Raw genomic sequence first — 4380 nt, 5'->3', positions numbered from 1 at the left:
GCCGACCGCCGAGACGCAGGCCGCTGAGGCGCGGGCCGCCCCGGCTGCGGCAGCGACCGCAGCCCAAGGCCCGGCCCCGGCGCCGACAGCCCCTGCCGACAGCGCTGATACCGCCCCCGCCGCGGCGCCCGCCGGCCAGGACGCCAACCTCGGCAAACTGTCCAGCTTTCAGCAGACCGGAGCCGCGAACTTCACGACCATCCCGCAGGACGGCCCCTTCGCGGACGGCATCCGCAAGACGCTGGCGGCGATCAAGCTGCCCGAGGGGTTCGAGATCTCGCTCTATGCCGTTGTGCCGGACGCCCGGCACATGGCGGTCGGAACGCAGGGCATCGTGACCTTCGTCGGCACCCGCAAGGACAAGGTCTGGGCGGTCACCGACCGCAACAAGGACCGCGTCGCCGACGAGGTGAAGGACTTTGCGCCCTCGCTGCAATTCTCGATCCCGAACGGTCCGTGCTTCTCGCCCGACGGGGTTCTTTACATCGCCGAACAGAACCGGGTGCTCAAGTTCCCCGCGGCCGAGTTCTTCTATGAAGGCCCCGACGTCGCCGCGTTCGAGGTCGTCAGGAAGGGCGAGCTGATCCCGCCGGCCGAGGAAAGCTATAACCACACCGCGCGGGTGTGCCGGATCGGGCCGGACGGCAAGCTGTACGTGGCGCTGGGGCAGCCTTTCAACGTCCCGCCCAAGGACAAGAGCGAGGTCTTCAGGCAGAACGGCATCGGCGGAATCGTCCGCATGGGCCAGGACGGCGCGGGGCGCGAGGTCTATGTCGACGGCATCCGCAACTCGGTCGGCATGGACTTCCGCCCCGGCACGTCCGAACTGTGGTTCACCGACAACCAGGTCGACGGCATGGGCGACGACACCCCGCCCGGAGAGCTGAACCGCGCCACGGCCCAGGGCCAGAACTTCGGCTTCCCGTGGTACGGCGGCGGGACGGTCCGCACGGTCGAGTACCAGGACGAGACGCCCCCGGCCGACGCCGTCCCCCCGGTGGTCGAAATGGCCCCGCACGCCGCCGACCTCGGGATGGCGTTCTATACCGGCGACCAGTTCCCCGACCACTACAAGGGCGCGATCTTCTCGGCCCAGCACGGCTCGTGGAACCGCACCGAGCCGGTCGGCGCGCGCGTCATGGTCACGCGGATCGCCGCCGACGGCACCGCCACCACCGAGCCCTTCGCCGAGGGTTGGCTGACGCCCTCGGGCGAGTATCTCGGCCGTCCGGTCGACGTGGCGATGCTGAAGGACGGCTCGCTTCTCGTCTCGGACGATATGGCGGGGGCGATCTATCGCATTTCGTACGGTGGGCCATGAACGCGCGGCGTGTCGCCGTTCTCCTTGCCGGCCTGTGGGTCGGCGGGGTGTGGGCTGGCGGGGGGTGGGCCGACGAGGCAACGACCCGCGGCGATGCCGCGGCGGGCGGCCGGATCGCCGTCCAGTGCCGCACCTGCCACGGCGCGAACGGGGTGGCGCAGATCCCGGTCGCACCGAACATCGGCGGCGAGTCCGCAAGCTACCTGGCCAGCCAGCTCGCCGCCTTTCGGAGCGGCGCGCGCGAGAACGAGATGATGAGCGTGGTCGCCAAGGGCCTGAGCGACCGCCAGATCGCGGACGTGGCCGCCTATTACGCCGGCTTCACCGCGACCGCCGAGGCCCCGGCCGCCCAGCCCGCCCCACCAGCCTGCGTCGCCTGCCACGGCGAGAACGGGATCGCGGTGATCCCCGATGCCCCGAACCTCGCGGGAGAGACGGCGATGTACCTCGACACCCAGCTCAAGGCGTTCCGGTCGGGCAAGCGCACCAGCGCGGTGATGCAACCCGTCGCCGCGGAGCTTGACGATGCCGCGATCCGGGCGCTGGCGGAGTATTTCAGCGCGGCGCGGTTGGTGGTGCGGTAGGTCAGGGCTTCCCGTGGGGTTCCAGCCCGTTGGCGGGTTGCGCCGGTCGGCTTGTGATGCGCGCGCTGCCCCCGTCTTGTGCAGGTGGCAGGGGCCGATCTTCCTTGATCCTGCTGCGGATCAGCGTCATCCCGAGCGGGCTTCGGAAGGTTCGACCCTCGAAGGGGCACCGAGGCAAAGACATAACCTATTGACTATCAAAGATTTTTCAGACCATTCCCCGCGGGTAAGGTCAGTCCAACTGGTCCAGCAACGACGCCACCGCCGCCTCCAGCCGCCGCCGGTCGAGGGCGGTGAAGTCGCGCGGCAGGCGGATTTCCAGCCTCCCGTTCGCGGCCACGCACTTCGCCTTGCCCTGCGGACGGGTCAGCTGGAACGTCGTCCGGGCCCGCGCCTCGGAGGCGACGGGCGGGTGCGCGGGGCCCGCGGGCTCGGCAGCCCCCTGCCCTTCCCGCACCGCAGCCCCCTGCCCCGCATAGCGGCGCAGCACGTCCAGCTCGTCCTTGACCGAGCGGTTGTCCCAGCTCTTGAGGTCGGCCTTGATCGCCGCGACCGTGCCCGGCACCTCGTCGATGCGGTCGGCCAGCGCCAGCCCCAGCGCCCGCGGGATCTCGTGGATGAAATGCAGCGTCTCGCCCAGGCGTTCGACCACCGGTATGAACTTGCGGATGTAGCTGCGCTTCTGGTAGCCGGCCGAGCGGAACAGGATCGCCACGGCCTTGTCGGCGTCGCGTTCTTCGGTCAGCGGGTCCATCGCGTAATGCAGTGCGAGCTGCGCCATCTCTCCGAACGAGATGTCCCTCCGGACCATGTTCTCGTCTACCATCCGCCGGTAGAGGTCGCTCAGCTCCGCGCCCCGTGCGACGATCCCGGCAGGGATCGTGCCCCAGCGGGCGGCGTCGCCAGTCCCCTCCAGCAACTGGCGATAGGCGGTCAGGCGGCGCCAGCCCTGGATCAGTTCATAGCGCCCCTCGCCCGCCTTCTCGACCCGGATCGGGTTCGACAGACCGATGTCGCGGATCGATTCGACCAGCTCGCCCAGCTCGGGGTCCGGCCCCGGCGCGCGGTCGCGGATCAGCCGCGTGGTGTCGATCGCATCCAGCGGGATCAGGTCGGTGATCAGACCAGCCTGCTTCAGCCGCACATGCTCTTCTGCTAGCGCGTCGTTCTCGGCCCGGATCTGCGCCTCGATCCGGGCACGGTCGCGGCTCGACTCAGCGGTCTCGGTGATCGCGGTGGCCATCGGCCCGCGCCGCGCCGGCGCCACATTCCCCGCGGGGAAGGTTTCGTCGTCGCCCTCGGGCAGCTCGATGTCGAACATGCGGCGCTTGCGGGTCATGCGGCGTCCTCCAGTTTGTCCCAGGCGGCCAGCGCGTGGGTGCGGAATTCCTCGTAGGCCTGGTCGAAGCTGGCGCGGGCGCGGCGCCAAGTGCCGCGGGTCATCTGGCGATAGTCGATCTCGTAGATTGAGCTGAGGAAGCGGCCGGATTGCTCGACCGCGCGCGTCAGCTCGATCGGGTGCTGCGCCAGCCGGTCGCCGAAGACTTGGCGGAAGGCGTTGAACATCGCCTGGTGCAGCTCGTTCGAGGGCTCGTAGCGCGTCATCAGGAGGCGGATGTCGGCGAAGGCCTTGGGCAGCGAAATCTTCCCCGCGGGGAAGTCGGCGAAGCCGTGTGACAGGTCGGCCAGCGCCTCGGCCAGCTGGCCGATGAAGCTGGTGGTCGAGTCGTATTCCCAGTAGCCCGGACCCGAAGGGATATAGAGCATGTCGGCGGCGAAGACCGCGTTCATCGACTGGTAACCGATCGCCGGCGGGCAGTCGAAGAGGATCAGGTCACGGGCGGGGCAGGGGCCGATCACGGGACATCGCTGCCCGAACATTGTGTCCCCCTATACCAATGATACCCTTTCTTTCGATCGATGACGGATCGGCGACGATCGCCCGTCGCGCAACGGCTTGACAGTATCGCGATTCGCAAACGCTAATGCGGACAGGTCGGCGAACAGCGTTGCGAATGGCACAAGATCATCACGCCGGTTCAGGGCAAGCCCGCGCGCTTGCCGGGGCGCCGTCGGGGCATGTCGGACGGGTGGGCACAAGGGCAGCCGGGTCAACCGGGGGGAGCAGTGATGCACGTGATCCGTCCCGGTAAAAGTGCCGTGGGCCGCGATGCCGCGGTACGCAAGTATGATGCGCTGTCGGCGCTGATGGCGTTTGCGCTCGCGGGCGATCCGAACCGGCAGCGGCTGGTCTTCTCGGCGTGGTTCGCGGGGCTGGCCGAGGCGGGGATGCGCGAGGGCTGCCTGCATCTCGTCGCGCTGACGCGGTTTCAGGCCAGCAAGGCGTGGATGATGTGACCGCCCCCCGACGGCATCTGATGTGCCAAGGTGGGTCTGCAACGATCCACAAAGGGGAGCGGTCATGTCGGAGATTATCACGGTCGGGCTCGATCTGGCGAAGAATGTATTCCAGGT

The 4380-nt window shown here is 68.8% G+C and carries 4 protein-coding genes and 1 pseudogene; 3 read left to right on the top strand and 2 right to left on the bottom strand.

Going from position 1 to position 4380, the window contains the following annotated elements; translation table 11 throughout:
- The first annotated feature begins 157 nt into the window (after positions 1 to 157).
- Positions 158 to 1321, top strand: coding sequence for a PQQ-dependent sugar dehydrogenase (locus IC63_RS16515; protein ID WP_084116025.1), 1164 nt, complete (start codon positions 158 to 160; stop codon positions 1319 to 1321).
- Positions 1318 to 1905 carry a c-type cytochrome gene (locus IC63_RS16510; protein WP_036722628.1) on the top strand — a complete coding sequence of 196 codons (588 nt, stop codon included), beginning with the start codon at positions 1318 to 1320 and terminating at the stop codon, positions 1903 to 1905. The genes IC63_RS16515 and IC63_RS16510 overlap by 4 nt, the downstream gene beginning before the upstream one ends.
- 232 nt (positions 1906 to 2137) lie before the next feature.
- Here IC63_RS16510 and IC63_RS16505 read toward each other — a convergent pair whose 3' ends face one another.
- Positions 2138 to 3244 carry a ParB/RepB/Spo0J family partition protein gene (locus tag IC63_RS16505; protein ID WP_036722626.1) on the bottom strand — a complete coding sequence of 369 codons (1107 nt, stop codon included), beginning with the start codon at positions 3242 to 3244 and terminating at the stop codon, positions 2138 to 2140.
- Positions 3241 to 3756, bottom strand: a pseudogene (locus IC63_RS16500) (ParA family protein); the annotation flags it as partial. The pseudogene IC63_RS16500 and the gene IC63_RS16505, both read right to left, overlap by 4 nt.
- Before the next feature lie 279 nt (positions 3757 to 4035).
- On the opposite strand from IC63_RS16500, the gene IC63_RS16495 reads away from it, so the two are divergent.
- A complete protein-coding gene (locus IC63_RS16495) occupies positions 4036 to 4263 on the top strand; it encodes a hypothetical protein (protein ID WP_156965539.1) in 228 nt (75 codons plus the stop codon).
- Positions 4264 to 4380: the final 117 nt, after the last annotated feature.

Origin of the sequence: Paracoccus sphaerophysae (assembly GCF_000763805.1) — a bacterium.
In the GTDB taxonomy this organism is placed as follows: Bacteria; Pseudomonadota; Alphaproteobacteria; order Rhodobacterales; family Rhodobacteraceae; genus Paracoccus; species Paracoccus sphaerophysae.
The sequence above is the reverse complement of the archived record's forward strand: the minus strand, read 5'-3'. Positions and strand labels throughout refer to the sequence as shown.